The 19,603-nt window shown below is 66.5% G+C and carries 21 protein-coding genes; 18 read left to right on the top strand and 3 right to left on the bottom strand.

All coding sequences use genetic code 11. From position 1 onward, the window contains the following. The first annotated feature begins 127 nt into the window (after window positions 1-127). The 13 genes from LMJ30_RS08590 to LMJ30_RS08530 all read left to right on the top strand — a co-directional run bounded on the left by LMJ30_RS08590 (window position 128) and on the right by LMJ30_RS08530 (window position 10,476). Complete coding sequence (locus tag LMJ30_RS08590; protein ID WP_229431927.1) at window positions 128-1,069, top strand: MBL fold metallo-hydrolase; 942 nt, start codon at window positions 128-130, stop codon at window positions 1,067-1,069. A gap of 21 nt (window positions 1,070-1,090) precedes the next feature. Beyond that, window positions 1,091-1,510, top strand: coding sequence for a DsrE family protein (locus LMJ30_RS08585; protein WP_229431926.1), 420 nt, complete (start codon window positions 1,091-1,093; stop codon window positions 1,508-1,510). An 82-nt stretch (window positions 1,511-1,592) separates the two neighbouring features. After that, window positions 1,593-1,964, top strand: a complete 372-nt coding sequence (locus LMJ30_RS08580; protein WP_229431925.1) for an ArsR/SmtB family transcription factor — start codon at window positions 1,593-1,595, stop codon at window positions 1,962-1,964. Window positions 1,965-2,065: 101 nt separating this feature from the next. Further along, the gene (gene soxC / locus LMJ30_RS08575) at window positions 2,066-3,415 is read left to right on the top strand and encodes a sulfite dehydrogenase (protein ID WP_229431924.1); all 1,350 of its coding nucleotides are present in this window, start codon (window positions 2,066-2,068) and stop codon (window positions 3,413-3,415) included. Continuing rightward, window positions 3,399-4,475 (top strand): c-type cytochrome, encoded by a 1,077-nt coding sequence (locus LMJ30_RS08570; RefSeq protein ID WP_229431923.1) that lies wholly within the window; start codon window positions 3,399-3,401, stop codon window positions 4,473-4,475. Before soxC ends, LMJ30_RS08570 begins: the two co-directional genes overlap by 17 nt. Window positions 4,476-4,544: 69 nt before the next feature. After that, window positions 4,545-4,979 (top strand): pseudoazurin, encoded by a 435-nt coding sequence (locus tag LMJ30_RS08565; RefSeq protein ID WP_229431922.1) that lies wholly within the window; start codon window positions 4,545-4,547, stop codon window positions 4,977-4,979. A gap of 23 nt (window positions 4,980-5,002) precedes the next feature. Further along, window positions 5,003-5,464: a thiosulfate oxidation carrier protein SoxY gene (gene soxY / locus LMJ30_RS08560; RefSeq protein WP_229431921.1), complete on the top strand. Its 462-nt coding sequence runs from the start codon at window positions 5,003-5,005 to the stop codon at window positions 5,462-5,464. A gap of 33 nt (window positions 5,465-5,497) precedes the next feature. Beyond that, a complete protein-coding gene (soxZ, locus tag LMJ30_RS08555) occupies window positions 5,498-5,809 on the top strand; it encodes a thiosulfate oxidation carrier complex protein SoxZ (RefSeq protein ID WP_229431920.1) in 312 nt (103 codons plus the stop codon). 82 nt (window positions 5,810-5,891) lie between these two features. Further along, window positions 5,892-6,698, top strand: coding sequence for a sulfur oxidation c-type cytochrome SoxA (soxA, locus tag LMJ30_RS08550; RefSeq protein WP_229431919.1), 807 nt, complete (start codon window positions 5,892-5,894; stop codon window positions 6,696-6,698). Between the two features lie 27 nt (window positions 6,699-6,725). Continuing rightward, on the top strand, window positions 6,726-7,325 hold the full coding sequence (soxX, locus tag LMJ30_RS08545; RefSeq protein ID WP_371872991.1) for a sulfur oxidation c-type cytochrome SoxX: 600 nt from the start codon (window positions 6,726-6,728) through the stop codon (window positions 7,323-7,325). 21 nt (window positions 7,326-7,346) lie between these two features. After that, the gene (gene soxB / locus LMJ30_RS08540) at window positions 7,347-9,059 is read left to right on the top strand and encodes a thiosulfohydrolase SoxB (protein WP_229431996.1); all 1,713 of its coding nucleotides are present in this window, start codon (window positions 7,347-7,349) and stop codon (window positions 9,057-9,059) included. 1 nt (window position 9,060) lies between these two features. Continuing rightward, on the top strand, window positions 9,061-9,966 hold the full coding sequence (locus LMJ30_RS08535; protein ID WP_229431917.1) for a thioredoxin fold domain-containing protein: 906 nt from the start codon (window positions 9,061-9,063) through the stop codon (window positions 9,964-9,966). A 15-nt stretch (window positions 9,967-9,981) separates the two neighbouring features. Further along, window positions 9,982-10,476, top strand: a complete 495-nt coding sequence (locus LMJ30_RS08530; RefSeq protein ID WP_229431916.1) for a GlcG/HbpS family heme-binding protein — start codon at window positions 9,982-9,984, stop codon at window positions 10,474-10,476. A 2-nt stretch (window positions 10,477-10,478) separates the two neighbouring features. Here the strand turns inward: LMJ30_RS08530 and LMJ30_RS08525 are convergent, their stop codons facing one another. From LMJ30_RS08525 to LMJ30_RS08515, 3 genes are read right to left on the bottom strand one after another with little or no spacing between them, the layout of a single operon-like run. Then, window positions 10,479-11,054: a YeeE/YedE thiosulfate transporter family protein gene (locus LMJ30_RS08525; RefSeq protein WP_229431915.1), complete on the bottom strand. Its 576-nt coding sequence runs from the start codon at window positions 11,052-11,054 to the stop codon at window positions 10,479-10,481. Next, window positions 11,047-11,553 (bottom strand): YeeE/YedE thiosulfate transporter family protein, encoded by a 507-nt coding sequence (locus LMJ30_RS08520; RefSeq protein WP_229431914.1) that lies wholly within the window; start codon window positions 11,551-11,553, stop codon window positions 11,047-11,049. The genes LMJ30_RS08525 and LMJ30_RS08520 overlap by 8 nt, the downstream gene beginning before the upstream one ends. A 19-nt stretch (window positions 11,554-11,572) precedes the next feature. Continuing rightward, window positions 11,573-12,952: an MBL fold metallo-hydrolase gene (locus LMJ30_RS08515; protein WP_229431913.1), complete on the bottom strand. Its 1,380-nt coding sequence runs from the start codon at window positions 12,950-12,952 to the stop codon at window positions 11,573-11,575. 238 nt (window positions 12,953-13,190) lie between these two features. Between LMJ30_RS08515 and LMJ30_RS08510 the strand changes: the two genes are divergently transcribed. The 5 genes from LMJ30_RS08510 to LMJ30_RS08490 are packed head-to-tail and all read left to right on the top strand — an operon-like array spanning window position 13,191 to window position 19,602. Continuing rightward, the gene (locus LMJ30_RS08510) at window positions 13,191-14,792 is read left to right on the top strand and encodes a cbb3-type cytochrome c oxidase subunit I (protein WP_229431912.1); all 1,602 of its coding nucleotides are present in this window, start codon (window positions 13,191-13,193) and stop codon (window positions 14,790-14,792) included. Between the two features lies 1 nt (window position 14,793). Then, window positions 14,794-15,426, top strand: a complete 633-nt coding sequence (locus LMJ30_RS08505; RefSeq protein WP_229431911.1) for a cbb3-type cytochrome c oxidase subunit II — start codon at window positions 14,794-14,796, stop codon at window positions 15,424-15,426. After that, entirely contained in the window at window positions 15,423-16,253 is an 831-nt protein-coding gene (locus LMJ30_RS08500) for a c-type cytochrome (RefSeq protein ID WP_229431910.1), read from the top strand. Before LMJ30_RS08505 ends, LMJ30_RS08500 begins: the two co-directional genes overlap by 4 nt. Before the next feature lie 3 nt (window positions 16,254-16,256). Next, complete coding sequence (locus LMJ30_RS08495) at window positions 16,257-17,396, top strand: c-type cytochrome (protein ID WP_229431909.1); 1,140 nt, start codon at window positions 16,257-16,259, stop codon at window positions 17,394-17,396. A 4-nt stretch (window positions 17,397-17,400) separates the two neighbouring features. Continuing rightward, complete coding sequence (locus LMJ30_RS08490) at window positions 17,401-19,602, top strand: heavy metal translocating P-type ATPase (RefSeq protein WP_229431908.1); 2,202 nt, start codon at window positions 17,401-17,403, stop codon at window positions 19,600-19,602. Window position 19,603: the final 1 nt, after the last annotated feature.

Here is a 19,603-nt window from a genome sequence, read left to right as displayed (position 1 = left end):
GCTGTGCGCTAACTAGCCTTCCATGCGTATATAATCATGTAATAAAATTGTCTGCAAGCAAAAACTTAATCGCTGTAGAATTGAACGACAGGGAGGCGCGATGGGTAGTGCAATGAGGATGGTGTTGATGCTGGCGATACTGGCGGTGGCGGGCGCGGCACGCGCGGCGCCGGCTGTGCCCAGGCTCGAAGCGGTCAAGGTATCGCCGCACGTCTATTATTTCCGCGGCGAGGCAGGCATGGCCAGCCAGAAGAACCGCGGCTTCATGTCCAACGCCGGCTTCGTGGTGACCCCGGCCGGGGTGGTGGTCTTCGATGCGCTGGCCACGCCGGCGCTGGGCGCGGCAATGCGCGATGCGATCGGCCGGGTGACGCCGCAGCCGGTCAAGACCATTATCGTCAGTCATTACCACGCCGACCACTTCTACGGCCTGCAGTCGCTGGCCGCCGGGGGCGCCGAGATCTGGGCGCACAGGAATGCCCAGGCAACGCTGCAATCGGATTTCACCCAGACCCGGCTGGCCGAACGGCGCAGCTCGCTGGCGCCCTGGGTGGACCAGCACACCCGCCTGCTGCCGGCGACCCGTTGGCTTGATCTGGCCCCGACCGGAATGTTGAAATTCACGCTGGGCGGCATGCGCTTTACCGTCATCGACGTGGGCGGCGCCCATTCGCAGGAAGACCTGATGCTGCTGGCCGAAGACGACAAGGTGCTGTTCGCGGGCGACCTGTTCTTCACCGGGCGCCTGCCCTTCGTGGGCGAGGCCGACAGCAAGGCCTGGCTGCTGGCGCTCGACAAGATCAACGCCAGCGCGCCGGCGGTGGTGATCCCCGGCCATGGGGCGGCCTCGACCGACCCGGTGGCCGACCTGGCGCTGACGCGCAGCTACCTGTTGTTCCTGCGCGAGCAGATGGGCAAGGCGGTGGCCGACATGATGAGTTTTGACGAAGCCTACAAGGCGGTGGACTGGCGCGGCTTCGAGAAGTACCCGGCGTTTAGCGACGCCAACCGCCTGAATGCCTACGGCACCTATTTGCTGATGGAACGTGAAAGCCTTGCCAAGCCTTAAAACCAACCGGAGGAGAACCCCATGAAGTTATTCCGAGTATTTGCCCTCGTGCTGCTGGCAATGTTTGCTGGCGCCGCAGCTGCCGCCGGACCATTGAAGGTGGTCTACCATATCAACGACAGCGCCAACGCCTCGGCCGCGCTGGGCAATATCCGCAACCACCTGGCGGCGGCGCCCAAGGCCAAGATCGTCGTCGTCACCCACGGCGCGGGCGTCGATTTCCTGGTCGAGGGGGCCAAGAACCCGACCGGCAATCCCTACGACGTCCCGGTGCAGGAGCTGGCCGACCGCGGCGTCGAGTTCCGCGTGTGTAAGAACACCCTCGAGGGACGCAAGATCGACAAGTCGAAGCTGCTGCCGGAAGCGCGCATCGTGCCGTCCGGCGTCGCCGAAATTGCCCGCCTGCAGGCCGAAGAGGGCTACGTCTACCTGAAGCCTTGACAGGCCGTATATAATCCGCAGTATGTACCGGTGCGCGCAGGCGCGCCGGCTCCTCCGCAACAACCTAACCTGAATCTCAATCGTGGACGATAGCCTTAGCAAGGAACAGATGGCCGAGCTGTTTGATGAAGTGTCCAACTTCTTCTTCCTGCTCTCGGAACCGACGCGCCTGAAGATCCTGCATAGCCTGTGCCACGGCGAGCGGCCGGTGGGCGACATCGTCGCGGCCATCGAGGCTACCCAGGCCAATGTGTCGCGCCAGCTGAACATGCTGTTCCGCGCCAAGATCCTGGCGCGCCGCAAGGACGGCACCCAGGTCTACTACCGCATCGACGACCCGGCCACGCTGGAGATCTGCCAGAACGTGTGCACCCGCATGGCATCCAACATCATGGGACGGGGCGGCGTGCGCCAGGCGGCCGAGACCTTCAGCGTCACCGCCGCTGCGACCTGATTCGCCCGGCTTTGTATTGACGGAAAAAAAAGTTCTTCTTGAATATGCGTACTTAGCTATATACTTTCCTTGCAATTAGAAATTATAAGCAAGGAGACAGCATGGCCGGAGAAGTACCACGGAAGGGGCGCATTCTGCGCGCCCCTGAGAATTTCGTCGACAGCGCGCTCGCGCTCGACATTACAACGAACGGATTGAACGAAGAGCGGCGCGGGTTTTTGCGCAAGAGCTTCATGGCCGCCAGCGCGGCGCTGGCCAGCGGCACGGCGCTGGCGCAGGTGGCCGGCGGCGATCCCGCCATCCTGAAACTTCCCGAACATTCGACCACGCTGGGGCGCCCGGTTGCAGCCAACCCTTACGGCGTGCCGTCGCGCTTCGAGGGCGCGCTGCAGCGGCGCGAATCGCCCGGCCTGACCCGCGTCAACGCGGCGTCGGTGTCGTTTACCCCACTGCAAAGCCTGTTCGGCATCATCACGCCCAGCGGCCTGCACTTCGAGCGCCACCACCAGGGCTGGCACGACATCGATCCGGCCCAGCACCGCCTGATGGTCAACGGCCTGGTCAGGCAGCAGAAGGTCTACACGATGGACGACCTGATGCGCCTGCCATCGGTGTCGCGGATCCACTTCATCGAATGCGGCGCCAACACCGCCATGGAATGGGGCAACGTGGCGGTGCCGTCGGTGCAGTATTCCCACGGCATGCTCAGCTGCAGCGAATTTACCGGGGTGCCGCTGTCGGTGCTGCTCGACGACTGCGGCTACGACAAGAAAACCGCGCGCTTCGTGCTGGCCGAAGGCGCCGACGGCTCCGGCATGACGCGCACCATTGCGATCGAGCGCGCGCTCGACGACGTGATCGTCGCCTGGGGCATGAATGGCGAGATGCTGCGCCCTGAAAACGGCTACCCCTTGCGCCTGGTTGTGCCAGGCGTGCAGGGCGTGTCATGGGTCAAGTGGCTGCGCCGCATCGAAGTGGGCGACAAGCCGTACGCCGCCAAGGATGAGGCGGTCCACTACATCGACGCGATGCCCGATGGTATGTACCGCCAGTACACCTCGATCCAGGAATGCAAGTCGGTAATCACCACGCCATCGGCAGGCCAGCGCCTGCTCGATACCGGTTTCCACAACATCACGGGCCTGGCATGGTCCGGCCGCGGCAAGGTCAAGCGGGTCGACGTGTCGGTCGATGGCGGCAAGAACTGGCGTACGGCGCGGCTGGAAACGCCGGTGCTGTCGAAGGCGCTGACCCGCTTCAACATGGACTGGACCTGGGATGGTTCGCCGGCGCTGCTGCAGTCGCGCGCGATTGACGAGACCGGCTATGTGCAGCCGAAGATCAATGAGCTGCGCGAAGTGCGCGGCACCAAGTCGATTTATCACAACAACGCCATCCAGTCGTGGAAGGTTGCAGCGTCGGGGGAGGTGTCCAATGTCCAGGTTTATTAAGGCCAGCGTCGCGCTGCTCGGGATGGCGGCGCTGTCCGCCGCTGTCGCCGCGCCACCTTACGCCAACGTGGGGCGCGCGGCCACCGACAAGGAAGTGGCGGCCTGGGACATCGACGTGCGCCCCGACTTCAAGGGCTTGCCCAAGGGTTCGGGCAGCGTGAAGAAAGGCATGGAAGTGTGGGAAGGGAAGTGCGCTTCCTGCCACGGGACGTTCGGCGAATCGAACGAGGTGTTCACGCCTATCGTCGGCGGCACCACTGCCGACGACATCAAGACCGGCAAGGTCGCTGCGCTGCGCGGCAACTCCCAGCCTCAGCGTACCACCATGATGAAGGTGCCGACTGTGTCCACGTTGTGGGACTACATCAACCGCGCGATGCCGTGGACGGCGCCGAAAAGCCTGTCGACCGAAGAGGTCTACGCGGTCACCGCCTACATCCTCAACATGGCGGAGGTGCTGCCGGAGGACTTCACCTTGTCGGACCAGAACATCGCGCAGGTCCAGGCGATGATGCCGAACCGGAACGGCATGACCACCGCGCACGGCATGTGGGACGTCAAGGGCAAGGCCGACGTGCGCAGCGCCGCCTGCATGAGCAACTGTGGCAAGGACATCAAGGTCCGTTCCGAACTGCCTGCGTCGGCGCGCAATGTGCACGGCGACCTGTCGGCCCAGAACCGCACGTTCGGTGCGATCCGCGGCGTCGACACCACCCGCCCGGCCGTCGATACGCCGCTGGCCGGCAAGCCGCGCGCCGTCCCTGCCGCGCCGGTGGCGGCCGCGGCACCGGCGCCGGCGGCCAGGCCGGGCGGGCTGGCGCTGGCCAAGGCAAATGCCTGCATGGCCTGCCACGGCGTGAGCAACAAGATCGTCGGGCCGGCGCTGTCGGACATCGCCGCCAAGTACAAGGGCGATGCGTCCGCCGCCGCGCGGCTGGCCGCCAAGGTCAAGGGCGGCAGCGCAGGCGCCTGGGGCCCGGTGCCGATGCCGGCGCAGGCCCACCTCAAGGACGCCGACATTGCCGTGATGGTCGAATGGATACTGGGCGGCGCGAAATAAACGCCGCCAGGACAGGAGCGGGACACAAGTCCCGCCGATAAAAGCAGCAAGTAACTTGGAGAGAAGTGGATGAAGAAAACAGTAGTGGCGGTTATGCTCAGCATGGCCGCGTTCGCGGCCGGCGCGGCCGAGCACCAGGTCAAGATGCTCAACACGGGCAAGGATGGCGCGATGGTATTCGAGCCGTCGTTCCTGAAAGTGGCCAAAGGCGACAGCGTCAAGTTCGTCAAGGTCGACGCCTCGCACAACAGCGCGGCGGTGATCGTGCCGGCCGGCGCAACGGCGTGGAAGGGCAAGATGGACGAGGAAATCAGCGTCAAGCTCGACAAGGAAGGCGTGTACGTCTATGTCTGCGACCCGCACAAGGTCATGGCCATGGCCGGCGTCATCCAGGTTGGCAAGCCAGTCAACCTGGCTGACGCGAAGAAGCAGTCGGCCGAACTGGCCAAGGGCTTCGTGATGAACAAGGACCGGCTGGCAAAAGCGCTGGACCAGGTGAAGTAAATCCAATTTCAGTGGAGAAGATTATGAATCAGAATCGACGGGATGCGATGCGCATCGGTTCCATCCTCGGCCTGGCCATCACGGCCGGCCTGCTCAAGCCGGGCGAGGTATTCGCTGCCGAATGGCAGGCTGGCGCGTTCGACGCCAAGTCGCTGGCCGACGCGGTCAAGGCGATCGGCGGCGCCAACTACACCGTCAGCAAGGACGTGTCGGTATCCGGCCCTGAAATCGCCGAGAACGGCGCGGTGGTGCCGGTGGTGGTGTCGAGCACCATCCCGAACACCGAGATGATCGCGATCCTGGTGGAGAAGAACCCGAACCCGCTGTCGGCCCGCTTCACCATCCCGGCCGGCACCGAGCCGACCGTCAGCACCCGCGTCAAGATGGGCGGCACCTCCAACGTGCACGCGCTGGTCAAGGCCGATGGCAAGTGGTTCATCGCGAGCAAAGAAATCAAGGTCACCCTTGGCGGCTGCGGCGGCTAAGCTGCCCGACTAACGAATCGAAAGGAAATCATCATGGGTAATCCGATGCGCATTCGCGCCAATGCTTCAGGCGACACCGTGGAAGTCAAGGTCCTGATCCGCCACGACATGGAAACCGGCCAGCGCAAGGACGCGGCCGGCAAGGCCGTGCCGGCGCACTTCATCCAGACCCTGGTTGCCAAGTGCAATGACAAGGTCGTGCTCGACGCCGAGATGGGCACGTCGATTTCGAAAGACCCGTTCCTGTCGTTCAAGTTCAAGGGCGGCGCCAAGGGCGACAAGGTCACGGTGTCGTGGACCGACAACAAGGGCGACAGCCGTACCGACGAAGCCGTCATCGCCTGATACAGCAGTACTGGCCGGCGCGGGACACCCCGGGCCGGCTTTCAAGTGGCACAGACCACATCGAATAATTTTTGGAGACGACATGAAACGCACAAGCCAATACCTCGTGGCGGCGCTGGCAGCGTCCGCGCTCGGCAGCGCTGTGGCGCAGACCTCGGCAACCGACGAGATTGCGAAATACCGCCAGCTGCTGGCCGACGGCAATCCTGCAGAGTTGTGGGAAATGCGTGGCGAAGAACTTTGGAGCAAGAAAGATGGCCCGCGCGCCGCCTCGCTCGAACAGTGCGACCTGGGCAAGGGCCCGGGCGTCCTGAAGGGAGCCTACGTGGAACTGCCGCGCTACTTCAAGGACGTCAAGAAGGTCATGGACCTCGAGCAGCGCCTGGTGCACTGCCGCGTCACCCTGCAGGGGCTGACCCATGAGCAGGCGGTCACGCGCCCGTTCGGTTCGGCCGGCAACCCGTCCGACATCGAGGCACTCGTCTCCTGGATCACCTCGCAGTCGAAAGGCATGAAGATGGCCGTCTCGACTCGCCATCCGCAAGAAAAGGCGGCCTATGAAATCGGCAAGAAAGTCTTCTTCTACCGCGGCGGCGCGCATGACTTCGCCTGCGCCACCTGCCATTCGAGCAACGGCCAGCGCATCCGCCTGCAGGAACTGCCGAACATCCTCAACAAGGAAAACGCCCAGGCTGCCTACACCACCTGGCCGGCCTACCGCGTGTCGCAAGGCGAGGTGCGCACCATGCAGCACCGCCTGAACGACTGCTTCCGCCAGCAGCGCTTCCCCGAGCCGGTGTACGGGTCGGACCTGATCACCGCGGTGACCATGTTCCTGGCCAAGAACGCCGACGGCGGCACCTATAACGCACCAGCACTGAAGCGCTGAGGAGAACACATGAAAACAATCGTACGCATGATGGCGGCAGCAGCCGTGCTGGGAGGCTTCGTGGTTCCGGCGCTGGCGGCGGACTACGGCAAGCAGGCCGAAGCATTGATGAAGGCGGACTTCCGCTCCAAGGGCATGGCCACCGTGGAGGGCGCGCTGACCCAGGACGAGGCGCAGCGCATCTGCAGCGCCTACCCGATGGAGCGCCCGAAGAAAATTGCCGCCAAACTGGAAGCGGACCAGCTCAAGCAGGTCAAGTACCCGGCCGACGGCCAGTACCTCGGCAACTGGCAGGAAGGCGAGAAGATCGCGCAGAACGGGCGCGGCATGCAGTCGTCCGACAAGGCCGGCGTGCCCAACGGCGGCAACTGCTACGCCTGCCACCAGATGACCAAGAAGGAAATCTCGTTCGGCAACATCGGGCCGTCGCTGTACCAGTACGGCAAGCTGCGCGGCCAGAGCGAAGAGATCATGAAATACACCTGGGCCAAGGTGTACAACTCGCAGGCCTTCAACGCCTGCTCGAACATGCCGCGCTTCGGCCACAAGGGCATCCTCGACGAACAGCAGCTCAAGGACGTGGTGGCCTTGCTGCTCGACCCGGCGTCGCCCGTCAATAAAGATTAAGCAGGAAGGATCCAGATGAGTATGAACCGTCGCGATTTCATGCAGGTGCTCGGCATTGCCGCAGCTGGGGGCATGGCGATCAATTCGACCGCGGCGCTGGCTGGCCAGTCGGCCGACACGCTGTATTCGCTGCCGCGTTTCGGCAACGTCCATTTCCTGCATTTCACGGACTGCCACGCGCAGCTGCAGCCGGTGTACTTCCGCGAGCCCAGCGTCAACCTCGGCCTCGGCGAGGCCCGTGGCCGCATGCCGCACCTGGTGGGCGAACACCTGCTGCGCGCGGTCGGCGCGCGCCCGAACACCCGCGAGGCGTATGCCTTCACTTCGCTGAACTTCGAGAAGGCGGCGCAAACCTATGGCAAGGTGGGCGGCTTCGCCCACCTGTCGACCCTGGTCAAGCGCATGCGCGCCTCGCGCCCGGGCGCCGTGCTGCTCGACGGCGGCGACACCTGGCAGGGCTCGGCCACTGCGCTGTGGACCAACGGCCAGGACATGGTCGACGCCTGCCTGGCGCTGGGCGTCGACGTCATGACCGCGCACTGGGAAATGACGCTGGGCGACAAGCGGGTACAGGAAATCGTCAACAAGGACTTCAAGGGCAAGGTCGATTTCGTCGCCCAGAACATCAAGACCAACGATTTCGGCGACCAGGTGTTCAGCCCCTTCAGCATGAAGGAAATGAACGGCGTACAGGTGGCCATCATCGGCCAGGCCTTCCCGTACACGCCGATCGCCAACCCGCGCCACATGGTGCCTGACTGGAGCTTCGGCATCCAGGAAGAAAACATGCAAAAGACCGTCGACGAGGCGCGCGCCAAGGGCGCCAAGGTAGTCGTGGTGCTGTCGCATAACGGCATGGACGTGGACCTGAAGATGGCCTCGCGCGTGCGCGGCATCGACGCCATCATGGGCGGCCACACGCACGACGGCATGCCAGCGCCGGTTGTCGTCAGCAATGCCGGCGGCAAGACCCTGGTGACCAACGCGGGCAGCAACAGCAAATTCCTCGGTGTGCTCGACTTCGACGTACGCGGCGGCAAGGTGCAGGGCTACCAGTACCGCCTGCTGCCGGTGTTCGCCAACATCCTGCCGGCCGACAAGGAGATGGAGGCATTGATCACCCGCATCCGCGCGCCCTACGAAGCCAAGCTGGGCGAGAAGCTGGCGATGACCGAGGGTACGCTTTACCGCCGCGGCAACTTCAACGGCACCTTCGACCAGCTGATCGTCGACGCGCTGATGGACGTCAAGCAGGCCGAAATCGCCTTCTCGCCGGGCTTCCGCTGGGGCACCTCGCTGCTGCCGAACAGCGCCATCACGATGGAACACCTGATGGACCAGACCGCCACGACGTATTCGCACACCACGGTGTCGAACCTGAGCGGCGCGATGATCAAGACCATCATGGAAGACGTGGCCGACAACCTGTTCAACCCCGACCCGTACTACCAGCAGGGCGGCGACATGGTGCGGGTGGGCGGCATGACCTACGCCATCGACCCGAACGCCAAAATGGGCGCGCGCATCCAGGACATGCGCCTGGGCGGCAAGCCGATCGACGCGGCCAAGGTCTACAAGGTGGCCGGCTGGGCGCCGGTGGCCGAGGGGGCGCAGGGCGAGCCGGTATGGGACGTCGTGGGCGGCTGGCTGCGCTCGAACAAAACGGTCAAGGCGCGCAAGCTCAACGCGCCGCGCCTGATCGGCGTCAAGGGCAACCCGGGACTGATGGCCTGACATGGGCCGCCTAGCCCATGCCGTGCTGCTGGCGGCGGCGCTGCTGCTGCAGGCGGCGCCGGCGCTGGCGGCGCCGCAGCTGCCAGCGTTCCGCACGCTCGACGGCGCGGCCGTGCCCGCCGCCAGCCTGCACGGCAAGGTCACCGTGGTCGCCCTGTTTTCGGTGACCTGCCCGTTCTGCATGAACGAGGCGCCCAAGCTGCAAAAGCTGTACCGCGACAACCGTGCCACCCTCAATGTGGTCGCGGTCAGCGTCGACCGCGTTGACGCCGTCGCCAGCGCGCGCACGTGGACCCGCAAGTACGGCCTGACCCACCCGGTGACGGCCGACCATGCACGGTTCGAGGCGGTACTGGGCAAGCCGAAAGGCATTCCGTCCTTGTACGTGTTCGACCGCTCGGGCAGGCTGGCCAGGACCGAGGTCGGCGAAATGCTCGACGAAGACTTCGACGACATCGCCCGCTACGCACAGGCACAGGCAGCGCTGGCGGCGGCGCCCGCCGTGCCGTTGGCGACCGACCTGCGCCAGGACGCCATCGCGGCCAAACGCAGCGGCACCCCGCTGGTGCTGTTCTTCACGCTGCCCGACTGCACCTATTGCCATGCGGTGCGCCAGAACTACCTGGCGCCGCTGGTGCGTGGTGAAGCAGGGCAGGGCTACGTCGTGCGTGAAATCGTCATCGACGGCCAGCGCAAGGCCGCCGGGCTCGACGGCAAGGCGGCCACCCACCGCGAACTGGCGCGCCAGTTCAAGGCCCGCTTCGGCCCGACCGTGCTGTTCGTCGATGCCTCGGGCAAGGCGCTGGCGCCGCCGCTGGCCGGCGGCGACACGGCCGGCATGTATGGCGCCTATCTCGACGGCAGGCTGGCCGCGGCGCGCTCGCAGCTTGCCGGATCCGTTAACTAAACCAAGGATAACAACATGAAACTCAAGCTCGCCGCCCTGATTGCCGCCTGCTGCGTCTTGCCGCCCGCCGTTGCGGCCGACGCCGGCTACGCGATCCGCCTGATGACCCCGGAGACCGCGCTCAAGGCGGCGCTGGCAGGGCAGGCCGCCTGCCGCAAGGCCGGCTTCCAGGTCGCCATTGCCGTGGTTGACCGTACCGGCCAGGTGCAGGTGGTGCTGCGCGACCGCTTTGCCGGCATGCACACGCCGGAAGCCGCGGTCGACAAGGCCTGGACCGCGGCCAGCTTCAAGATGGACACCACCGCGCTGGCCAAGGCCACAGGCGCGGCGACCGCGTCGAGCGGCATCCGCCAGATGTCGCGCGTGCTGGCGGTGGGCGGCGGCATGCTGGTCGAAGCCGGCGGCGCGCCGTACGGCGCCATCGGCGTGTCGGGCGCGCCATCGGGCGAGAACGACGACATGTGCGCGCGCGCCGCGATCGACGCAGTCATCGACGACCTCAACCTGTAGGGTCAGGGCGCGTACTTGTCCAGGGCCAGCAGCGCCGCCAGCAGCAGGGGCGCGAAGACGGCCAGGAAGGGAACCAGCCGGATGCGGAACAGGTCCGGCAACATGATCCCGCCCCGGTTGCCCCAGCTCAGGATGGTCGAGCCCAGTCCGCGCGACAGCTCAGCGTAAACATAACTGCCCGCCAGCAGCCCGGCGATGCCGGCGATGGCGTCCAGGTTGCCCTGCCCAAGGGCGGCGGCGCCGGTGCCGGGACAATAGCCCAGCAGGGCGAAGCCGGCGCCGAACACCAGCCCGCCAATCACGTTGGCGGCATACCTGGTCGGCTTGACGTGCAGCTTGACCAGCCCAAGCGCATGCATGCCGAAGATGCCGACCATGCCGACCAGGATTGCCGTCAGCATGATCTTCATGACGGTAAAGTCGGTCAGCAAGAGCGAGCCCAGCAACACCTCGTATTTGGCGACGCCGCCTTTCTGGAGCAGGAAGCCGAAGGCAATGCCGAACACCAAGCCCAACAGCAACTGCTTGGGGGAGTCGGGCTGGCCAGGCGACGCCTTTGGCAGTGCTGATTCAGCCATACATGACCGCGGCCGTCGCCACGCCTCCGATAAAGAAAGTGGCCAGGGCGATCCAGGAACCGACCGACAGCTGCAGCGCGCCGCTGATGCCGTGCCCGCTGGTGCAGCCGCCGGCCAGCCTGGCGCCAAATGCCATGATCATGCCGCCGGCAAAGGCGGCGCCGAGCCGCAGCGCTGGCGATGCGCCGAACTGCTCAGCCCACATGGGCGGAACCAGGACGGCCTGGAACTCGCCGCCCGAGACCGCCGCCAGCCAGGCTCCGCCGACAATGCCGAATGTGAGCATCACTTCCCACTCCACCTTTGGCGTCTTGTCCTGGAAGAACTTGAGCGAATCGGTGTGCGGTTTCGACACAAGGTAGCCGAGCAGGCCGGCCAGGCGCGCGTACGCGGTCGACACGCCCAGTGGCTTGTTGGAAAAATAGAAGGTCGCCATCGACAGGATGCCGATCAGCGCACCGACCAGGTAGGGATTCCATGCACCGCCAGCCGGGTTCATACGGTTCTCCTTTCAGGTTTCAGTCCTGCTTGTGCTTTTCCAGCGGCAGCTCGAGTTTTTCCCACGCCGTCAGGCCACCGAGCATGTTGTGGACGTTGCGGAAGCCCTGGCGCCGCAGGATGCTCACTGCCAGCCCGGAACGGTGCCCGACACTGCAATGGACCACGATCTTGCGCTCCGGCGCAAGCTGCGGCGGCTTGTCTTCCAGGTAGCCAACGAACATGTGATGCGCGCCGGGGATGTGCTTCTCTTCCCATTCCATGTCATCGCGCACATCGAGCAGGTAGATGTCTTCTTCCTGCATCCAGCGCGCCGCCTCCAGCGCGCTGGTCGTGCCCAGCGCCTCGATCGGCAGCCCGTCCTCGCGCCATGCCTCGACACCGTTGACCAGTACGCCGGCGACACTGTCGATCCCGATGCGCTCGAGCGAAGCCACCGCGGTATCGGCCTGACCGGGCTGGTCGACAACCAGGAAAATCGTCGTGCGCTCGTTCGCGATCCAGCCGCCAAAGGTAGACAGCCCCTCCAGCCAGATGTTGTAGGAGCCCGGGATATGCGCCCCGGCAAACGACTCTGGCGAGCGCGTATCGATCACCAGGCCTTCTTTCAGGCGGTGCTGGAACTCCTTGGGAACCAGGACGCGCTCGCCGGCGGGCCGCGGCAGCGGCCGTCCGGCTTCCAGGTTGACCACTTCCATGTGCGAAAAATACGGCGGCCGCGGCAGCTTTTCACTCACCTTCTTGTCGATGAATTCCTTGCGGCTCTTTTTAAAGACGGGGTTGGTTGCCCGCTCCACGCCCAGCGTGCTGTCGTCGCGCTCGGAGATGTTGCCGCCGCATGCGGAGCCGGCGCCGTGGGCGGGAAGGACCAGTGCCTGGTCGCCCAGCGGCGCCAGTTTCCGGTACACCGAGTCGTACAGCACGCCGGCGTTCTCCGCGGTCTTGTCGGGGTCGGACAGGTCGGTCCGTCCGGTATCGCCGACAAACAGGGTGTCGCCGGTGAACACGCCCCAGCACTTGTCCCCGGAATCGGCGGGATACACGGCGTAGCACATGCTCTCGGGCGTGTGCCCCGGCGTGGCCAGCGCGACGAAGCGGGTGGTCCCGACCTTGAATTCGTCGCCGTCGGCAAGCGCCACGTCGACCCGCCCGAACAGGGGGTGGGTCCCGGCGACGATTTTCGTCCCCGCCAGCTCCGCCAGGCTCGACGAGCCGAACTCGAAGTCTTCCTGGCGATGCGTTTCGAGGGCATACGCGATGCTCAGGTTGTTGGCCCGCGCAAGCTCGAGGTACTCGGACACATCGCGGCGCGGATCGACGAGCACCGCCAACCCTTCTCCGCAGCCGAGCAGGTAAGCGTTATGGCCCAGGCCCTTGGTCTTGACTCGTTGGAAAAACATGATCGCTCCCGGTTCGGAATCTGTTGACATCAAGATAGCAAAAGTCATTTGCCTTGGGCGCGCCGTTGACCTGAAGCCACACCGTTAACGCTGCGTTAACCAAGCGCTTCTACGATGCTGCTTGCGAGGGAAGTGATACCTGGCAATTTGCGCGTACCAACCCCTCCCGTCGCCCAGATCCGCACCACTTCCCCGCACCGCGGCCATGCCGCCCGCTTTTCCCTTCTGACTCACGACCATGCCACCAACCATTGGACTACTACTTGCATTGAGTTTCCTCGCGTCCGTCACGGCGCTGGGATTCCTGATCTGGGCGATTGCAAAACGCCAGTTCGCCCTGTCGCAACGCGACGCCCTGACGATCTTCGAGGCTGGCGAGACCGGCACCCCTGACGACACCACCGCCTTCGGCCACGCCGCCAAGGGCAGCGCGGCACACCGCTTCGACGTGATCCGCGAGCGCATCGACGAGCCGGGCCGCAAGACGGTGATGCTGATGATCGGCGTGGCCGCGGCCTTCCTGGTGCTCGGCTCGGTGTTCGGCCTGGTCGCCTCGCTCAAGCTGCACCTGCCGGACTGGCTGGTGCAACATGCGCCGCTGACCTTCGGGCGGGTGCGCACCATGCACCTGAACCTGGTTGCCTACGGCTGGCTGTCGGTGGCCGGCATCGGCGCGGCGATGTGGATTTTGCCGCGCATTTTCCACATCCCGCTGCAAAAGCCGGCGCTGGCGATGTTCGGCGCCTTCACCTGGACCATCGGCGTGTGCCTGGGCGTGGGCGCGATCGGCATGGGCTGGACCCAGGGCATCGAGTGGCTTGAAATTCCCTGGCAGATCGGCATGCTGCTCGCCTTCGGCGGCGCCTGCATGGCGATCCCGCTGGTGCTTACCGCGGTGCGCCGCAAGTCGCACCATATCTACGTCAGCGGCTGGTACATGCTGGCCGGGCTGGTGTGGTTCCCGGTGCTGTACGTGATCGCCAACCTGCCCGGGCTGCACGCGGGCGTGCAGCAGGCCACCGTCAACTGGTGGTTCGCCCACAATGTGCTGGGGCTGTGGCTCACGCCCCTTGGCGTGGGAACCGCGTACTACCTGATCCCGAAGATCATCGGCCAGCCGGTCTATTCGTACAGCGTTTCGCTGCTCGGCTTCTGGGGCCTGGCGCTGTTCTACAGCCAGGTCGGCATCCATCACCTGATCGGCGGCCCGCTGCCGACCTGGCTGGTGACGCTGTCGATCGTCCACAGCGTGATGATGTTCGTGCCGGTCATCGCCGTCGGCATCAACCAGCACACCACGGTGGCGCGCAACTTCTGGGCCTTCAAGCAGTCGGTGGCGCTGCGCTTCGTCGCCATCGGCGCGCTGATGTACACCGCCGCCTCGTTCCAGGGTTCGGTCGAGGCGCTGCGCGCGGTCAATTCGGTGACCCACTTCACCCATTACACGGTGGGCCACGCCCACCTCGGCGCGTATGGCTTCGTCAGCATGGTGCTGTTCGGCGCGGTGTACTACATGCTGCCGTATGTGACCGGGCGCGACTGGCCGTGGCCGCGCCTGCTCAAGGTGCACTTCTGGCTGGTGATCCTGGGCTTCTCGATCTACTTCATCGGCCTGAGCATCGGCGGATGGCTGCAGGGCATGGCCTTGCTGGAACCGGGACGCGGCTTTGCCGCCATCACGCTGGGCACCATGCCTTACCTCGAGGCGCGCTCGCTGGGCGGCGCCCTGATGACGCTGGGCCACTTCGTATTCGCCTTCCACATCGCGGCGCTGCTGCTGGGCAAAGGCGCGGCGCGCCAGCCTGCGGCCGCTCCCGCCTTTGCCGCCGCCGGAGCATGACATGAACCGACTCGTTACCATTTTTTCTGTCGCGCTCGGCATCCTCGCGTTCGCGACGCTGCTGCTGGTGATCATCCCTGGCGCGCAGATCCGCAGCCAGGCGCCGACGCCGGGGCTGGCCGACTACAGCCAGCAGCAGCTGGCCGGCCGCGCGCAGTACCTGAACCTGGGCTGCGTGTATTGCCACAGCCAGCAGCCGCGCGCCGCCGGGCAAACCCTGGCCGACCTGTCGCGCGGCTGGGGCCCGGCGCCGTCGGCGTCCGATTTCGCCTACGACCGCCCGCACCAGCTGGGCACCATGCGCACCGGGCCCGACCTGCTGAACGTGGGCGCGCGCCTGCCCAGCCGCGACTGGCACCTGACCCATTTGTACCAGCCGCGCGCGATTTTTGACTGGAGCATCATGCCTTCCTACCCCTTCCTGTTCGAGACCAAGGATCGGGCCGCGCCGGGCGACGTCGTGGTGCGCCTGGCAGCGCAGTTTGCGCCGCCGGGCCAGGTCGTGGTGGCAAAACAGGAGGCGCTCGACCTGGTCGCCTACCTGCAGAGCCTTGACCGCACCAACCAGGACATCGACCCGGCCAGGCGGATTGGCGACCAGGGTTACGCGCTGACGAAAGGAGCGGCCAAATGATGGACAAGCACAACAAGCGGCCGCCCGAGGTCGATGAAGCGTTCGACCCATGGGAGCAGGTGCGCCCGATCCCCCTGTTGCTGGTGGCGGTGGTGTTCGCGCTGTCGTTCTGGGGGCTGCTGACCTACATTTCCGAATACCAGGCCGGCCTGCGCGCGGTCAGCGACGGCAAGGCCCAGTTGCGGGACGCGCGCGCCGCCGGCGCCGCCGCCAGCCCTGTCGCCAGCGGCCTGGGCAACGCGGCGCCGGCGATCCTGCAGATCGCCGCCGTCGGCAAGGGCGCGGCATGGAGCTGCGCCTCCTGCCACGGCGAAGCGGGGCAGGGCCAGTTGTCGACGCCACGCCTGGCCGGCCTGCAGCAGGGCTATTTGGCCAAGCAGCTGCGCGACTTCGCCAGCGGCGCCCGCCATCACGAGTCGATGGCGACGGTGGCGCGCGCGCTCAGCGCACCGGACATCGACGCGCTGGCCGCGTATTACGCGCAGATCGGTCTGGCGCGGGCCAGCAAGCCGACGCTGGGCGGCGACCTCGAACGCGGGCGCCGGCTGGCCGAGCAGGGCGACTGGAAAACCGACGTGCCAGCCTGCTTCTCATGCCACGGCATGAGCGGCGAGGGCGTGGCCCCAGGCTTCCCGGCGCTGGCCGGCCAGCATCCGGACTACATTTTCGCGCAGCTGGCCGCATGGAAGGCGGGCGAACGCGGCAACTCGCCGCAGGCGCTGATGGACGACATCGCGCGGCGCATGGCCGACCACGACATGCGCGCCGTCGCCGACTACCTCGGCTCCCTGCCGATGACCAAGGCAAAACAGAACAAGGGCTCCTGAGTGATGAAAAAGATCGATACCGGTACCACCCCAGCCTCCGCCGCGGCGGACCATTACACCTTCAAGGTCACCGCCAAAAGGCTGCTGCTGGCCGCGGGCGGCGGCCTGGTGCTGTTCGCAGCAGGCGCGCTGGTGTACCAGAGCGGCGCGTGGGATAAGATGTTTGCCGCGCAGGACGGCGCCAGCGGCGCCAGCGCCAGCCACGAAGAGGCGGGCGCACAAGCGCGCGCCGCCATGCTGGCCGCGCGCAAGGCCCGCAAGACCGACGGCAGCGCCGCCGCGCCGATCCAGCCGGTCGGCAAGGACGGCTACTTCGTGCCGCCGGCCGAATCGGAGATCCCTGACGGACCGGTCGGCGACGCCATCAAGCGCGGCCGCGACATTTTTGTCGACACGCCAAAATACGCCGCCAGGTATGTCGGCAACAGCATGGCCTGCGCCCAGTGCCACCTCGACTCGGGCCGGCGCGAGAACTCGGCGCCGATGTGGGCCGCGTACGTGCAGTACCCGAAGTTCCGCGCCAAGAACAACAAGATCAATACGCTGGAGGAGCGCATCAACGGCTGCTTCCAGTATTCGATGAACGCGCAGGCATCAGAGGCCGGCAAGGCGCCGCCGCCGGGCGACGACATCTACAAGGAGCTGATGACCTATATGTACTGGCTGGCCGACGGCGCGCCGACCGGCGAGGAAATGCGCGGGGGCGGCTACCTCAAGCTCAAGGAAACCACGCTGGGCTACGACGCCAGGCGCGGGCTGGCCGTCTACGAACAGAACTGCGCGCTGTGCCACGGCGCCGACGGCCAGGGCCGCCGCGAAGCCGACGGCAAGGTGCGCTTCCCGCCGCTGTGGGGCCCGGAGGCCTACAACTGGGGCGCTGGCATGTCGCGCATCGATACCGCCGCCGGCTTCATCAAGGCCAATATGCCGCTGAGTAAACCGTACAGCCTGACCGACCAGGAAGCGTGGGACGTGGCGGCCTACATCGACAGCCATGAGCGCCCGAGAGACCCGCGCCAGACCGGCACGATCGAGGAGGCGCGCGCCAAGTTCCACAAGGGCGAGAAGAGCTACTACGGCAAGGTGCTCGACGGCCAGTTGCGCGGCGTCGGGGTGGCGCGGCCAGCGGCGCCCGGGGCGTGACGCAATGAGCGGGGCCGCCAGCTTCGACGGTATCGACCGCGCGGCCCTGCAGCGCGCCGGGCGCATGGTCGTGACCATCGAGGGCATGTGGTGCAACAGCTGCGCGCTGGCGGTAGAACGGATCATCGCGCGCGTGCCCGGGGTGACCTGGGCCAGCACCACCTTTGCCGGCGGTTCTGCACTGATCAAGTGGGAGCCGGGCGCGTTTGAACTGGACGTGCTGCTGGCGCGGGTCGAAAAGCTCGGCTACCGCATCGTGCCACTGATCGAGGCCGACGACATGGACCGGCGCATCGAAGCGCAGGCCAGCGCAGCATGGATGCGGCTGGCAGTTGCCGTCTTCTTCGGCATGTGGAGCATGCTTGGCTCGCTGGCCTTGTATACCGACAGCGCGCTGGCGGCCAGCCCCGCCGGCTGGACCATCGCGCTGGCCACCATCGTCGCCGCGCTGCCTGCGGTGAGCTGGCCGGCATGGCAGTTCTACCGCGCGGGCTGGCGCACGCTGCAAGCCGGCGTGCCGGGCATGGATGCGCTGGTGTCGCTCGGGGTGATCGCCTCGATGCTGCTGTCGGGGTGGAGCGTGGCGCAGGGCGGCAGCGATATTTATGTCGACACGGCCAGCATGCTGGTCATCTTCCTGCTGTGCGGACGCCTGATCGAACTGTATGCGCGGCGGCGCAATTCGGTGGCCATCCACGCCTTGCGCCAGGCCGTGCCCGAAATGGCGCGGGTGGCCGGCGGTGAAGGGGGCTGGCGCGAGGTGCCGGCATCCGCGGTGGCAGCCGGCCAGCTGGTGCGGGTCCATGCCGGCGAACGCGTCCCCGTCGATGGCGCCGTGGTCGATGGCGAGAGCACCCTCGACCGTGCGCTGGTCAACGGCGAATCGGCGCCGGCCCCGGTGGGTCCGGGCGATGCGGTGCAAGCCGGCTGCATCAACCTGTCATGCGCCCTGACGGTGCGCGTGGTCCAGCCCTACGGCAGCCGCTTCATCGACCGGATCGGCGCGCGCATGCTTGAAGTATTCGGCGCCAAGAGCGCGGTGGCGCTGCAGGCCGAACGCTTCGCGCGCTTGCTGATACCGTTCGCGCTTGCCCTGACGGCGCTTACTTTCACGGCGGCGTGGTGGCATAGCGGGGAATTTGCGGCGTCGCTGCAGCGCGCGCTGTCGGTGCTGGTGGCGGCCTGCCCGTGCGCAGTGGGGCTGGCGCTGCCGCTGGCGTATGCCGCGTCGGCGGCCACCGCGGCCAGGCACGGCGTGCTGTTTCGCGACCCCGCCTCGATGGAGGCGCTGGCCCGCGCCAGGGAAATCTATTTCGACAAGACCGGCACCCTGACTGCCGGCCGCTTGACGGTGGCGGGCGTCACCGCCGCCGGCAGCGCCAGCGCCGGCGATGTGCTGCGCTGGGCCGCCGCGGCCGAAGCGGGCATCGCCCACCCGGTCGCCAGCGCCATCGGCGCCGCGGCCCCGCCCGGGGATGCGCCGCCCGGCAGCGCCGAACGGCACGCGCAGGGAACCCGCTGGACCAGCAGCGACGGCGCCGAGTGTGTGCTGGCCGGTACCCGCGGCTGGCTGGCTGCCAATGGCGTGGCCACCGCAGCGGCGCCGCACGAGGGGGCTGGCACCTGGATCGAGGTGGCGCGCAATGGCCAGTGGGCCGGTGCGCTGCAGCTGCAGGACGCGCCCAGGCCGGAAGCGGCGCAGGCCCTGGCCACGCTGCGCCGCGCCGGCCTGCAGGCGCTGCTGGTTACCGGCGACGCCGACGCGCCCGCGCTGGACGTGGCGCGCGCGGTCGGGATGGCGCCAGCGCAGGTGCATGCGGCCTGCCTGCCGCAGGATAAGGAAGCCATCGTGCGCGCCGCCCATGGGCCGGTGGTGTTTGTCGGCGACGGCATCAACGATGCGCTGGCGCTGGCTGCCGCCGACTGTGGCATCGCGGTGCGCGGGGCGGCGACGGCGGCGGTGGCCACCGCCGGCGTGGTGATCGCCAGCGGCGGCATCGATACGGTGGTGCAGGCCTGGCGCCATGCGCGCCGCACCCTGCGGATCGTGCGCCAGAACCTGGCGTTTTCAGTCGTCTACAACATCGCGATATTGGGACTGGCTGCGGCGGGCAGCGTGCCCCCGGCCGCAGCGGCGGCCGCCATGCTGGCAAGCAGCCTGAGCGTGATCGTCAATGCAGCACGCATGACGCAAATGGCGAAGTGAC

It is taken from the genome of Massilia agrisoli (assembly GCF_020831365.1).
In the GTDB taxonomy this organism is placed as follows: domain Bacteria; phylum Pseudomonadota; class Gammaproteobacteria; order Burkholderiales; family Burkholderiaceae_D; genus Telluria_A; species Telluria_A agrisoli.
Note: the sequence above shows the minus strand (reverse complement) of the source record. Positions and strands in the feature narration are given on the sequence as shown.

Coding starts and splice junctions, on each gene's coding strand:
- LMJ30_RS08510 (WP_229431912.1), top strand. CDS start 13,191: ATGCCACCAACCATTGGACTACTACTTGCATTGAGTTTCCTCGCGTCC.
- soxB (WP_229431996.1), top strand. CDS start 7,347: ATGAACCGTCGCGATTTCATGCAGGTGCTCGGCATTGCCGCAGCTGGG.
- soxX (WP_371872991.1), top strand. CDS start 6,726: ATGATGGCGGCAGCAGCCGTGCTGGGAGGCTTCGTGGTTCCGGCGCTG.
- LMJ30_RS08505 (WP_229431911.1), top strand. CDS start 14,794: ATGAACCGACTCGTTACCATTTTTTCTGTCGCGCTCGGCATCCTCGCG.
- LMJ30_RS08520 (WP_229431914.1), bottom strand. CDS start 11,553: ATGAACCCGGCTGGCGGTGCATGGAATCCCTACCTGGTCGGTGCGCTG.
- LMJ30_RS08530 (WP_229431916.1), top strand. CDS start 9,982: ATGAAACTCAAGCTCGCCGCCCTGATTGCCGCCTGCTGCGTCTTGCCG.
- soxZ (WP_229431920.1), top strand. CDS start 5,498: ATGGGTAATCCGATGCGCATTCGCGCCAATGCTTCAGGCGACACCGTG.
- LMJ30_RS08525 (WP_229431915.1), bottom strand. CDS start 11,054: ATGGCTGAATCAGCACTGCCAAAGGCGTCGCCTGGCCAGCCCGACTCC.
- LMJ30_RS08565 (WP_229431922.1), top strand. CDS start 4,545: ATGAAGAAAACAGTAGTGGCGGTTATGCTCAGCATGGCCGCGTTCGCG.
- LMJ30_RS08585 (WP_229431926.1), top strand. CDS start 1,091: ATGAAGTTATTCCGAGTATTTGCCCTCGTGCTGCTGGCAATGTTTGCT.
- LMJ30_RS08590 (WP_229431927.1), top strand. CDS start 128: ATGCTGGCGATACTGGCGGTGGCGGGCGCGGCACGCGCGGCGCCGGCT.
- soxY (WP_229431921.1), top strand. CDS start 5,003: ATGAATCAGAATCGACGGGATGCGATGCGCATCGGTTCCATCCTCGGC.
- LMJ30_RS08515 (WP_229431913.1), bottom strand. CDS start 12,952: ATGTTTTTCCAACGAGTCAAGACCAAGGGCCTGGGCCATAACGCTTAC.
- soxC (WP_229431924.1), top strand. CDS start 2,066: ATGGCCGGAGAAGTACCACGGAAGGGGCGCATTCTGCGCGCCCCTGAG.
- LMJ30_RS08535 (WP_229431917.1), top strand. CDS start 9,061: ATGGGCCGCCTAGCCCATGCCGTGCTGCTGGCGGCGGCGCTGCTGCTG.
- soxA (WP_229431919.1), top strand. CDS start 5,892: ATGAAACGCACAAGCCAATACCTCGTGGCGGCGCTGGCAGCGTCCGCG.
- LMJ30_RS08495 (WP_229431909.1), top strand. CDS start 16,257: ATGAAAAAGATCGATACCGGTACCACCCCAGCCTCCGCCGCGGCGGAC.
- LMJ30_RS08500 (WP_229431910.1), top strand. CDS start 15,423: ATGATGGACAAGCACAACAAGCGGCCGCCCGAGGTCGATGAAGCGTTC.
- LMJ30_RS08570 (WP_229431923.1), top strand. CDS start 3,399: ATGTCCAGGTTTATTAAGGCCAGCGTCGCGCTGCTCGGGATGGCGGCG.
- LMJ30_RS08490 (WP_229431908.1), top strand. CDS start 17,401: ATGAGCGGGGCCGCCAGCTTCGACGGTATCGACCGCGCGGCCCTGCAG.